This window comes from Ancylomarina euxina, from assembly GCF_003863355.1.
GTDB lineage: Bacteria > Bacteroidota > Bacteroidia > Bacteroidales > Marinifilaceae > Ancylomarina > Ancylomarina euxinus.
On sequence record NZ_QQWG01000063.1, the window covers coordinates 1 to 969 of the forward strand.

The following is a 969-nucleotide window of genomic DNA, read 5'->3' on the forward strand; positions in this document are numbered from 1 at the left end:
CACGATCCTTTATGCGACTTGATAAACGTCTCATCAATCGATCATGGTTTACTTCATCGAAGAAACTTTTCATATCCATATCAACGACGACAGACCGACCCTCATTTACATAGGTACTCGCCTGATGCAATGCCATATGAGCACTGCGTTTAGGACGAAAACCATAACTGAAATCTGAAAATTCAGACTCATAGATAGGTGTCAAAATCTGCGATACAGCCTGTTGGATAATTCGATCCTTTACCGTTGGAATACCCAACTGGCGCTGACCGCCATTGGGTTTCGGGATCTTAACCATACGCAAGGCTTCAGGATAATAAGTGCCTCGAAGAAGTGAACTGATCAAAACCGTTCCGTGATCTTGATACCAGCGAGCAAAATCACCCACGGGTACCTGATCGATTCCGGCAACTCCTTTGTTTCGTTTTACTTGTTTAAAGGCCTGGCTCAGGTTAGACCTGCTACAGACCATGCCAATTAAATTTCCGGCTAAGGCTCGTCCTTGATTTATCGCTCCCAATACTTGCCCCTCCGATATAGATCCTGCGCACTCTACGTGATTACAGTTTTCAAATTGGCGTATCGAATTCAATTCCTCCTCTACGAAAAGATCTCTTTGATATCCGATAAATTGCTGGTGCTCCATATATGCGAAGATTAATCCGACTGCTCCTTACATTATTCGATTTAGACCTTCATTCTGTAAAAAAAAAACAGAACTACTATGTCCTCTGCTGACTTCTCACTCTTACATTTTAACAACCTATGACTGATTGTTGCCGCTCAGCTTGTTACCAAGTAACAGGTGGTGAGATCTCTCGGGATAAGATGATAGACTTTCATCGTGTCCTATCTGATTTACCCTATGGGATTACGGTTGAATTTTGGGCGTTCCCAATCTATGGCTCGGTTACCCTTCCCATTTGAGCCTTATATCAGATTTCTGTTCGTTAGAACATCGACTTTGCT

Annotated in this window: 2 protein-coding genes; one reads left to right on the forward strand and one right to left on the reverse strand. The window is 42.8% G+C overall.

Annotated features, from left to right (window positions below; genetic code table 11):
• A partial coding sequence (locus DWB61_RS17580; RefSeq protein WP_262702397.1) for a reverse transcriptase domain-containing protein occupies nt 1-592 on the reverse strand: 592 nt, incomplete at its 3' end.
• A 173-nt stretch (nt 593-765) separates the two neighbouring features.
• On the opposite strand from DWB61_RS17580, the gene DWB61_RS17705 reads away from it, so the two are divergent.
• Nucleotides 766-927, forward strand: coding sequence for a hypothetical protein (locus tag DWB61_RS17705; RefSeq protein WP_158614464.1), 162 nt, complete (start codon nt 766-768; stop codon nt 925-927).
• Nucleotides 928-969 lie beyond the last annotated feature (42 nt).

Excerpts from the sequence above, each read along its gene's own strand:
- DWB61_RS17705 (WP_158614464.1), top strand. The coding sequence starts at position 766 with ATGACTGATTGTTGCCGCTCAGCTTGTTACCAAGTAACAGGTGGTGAG.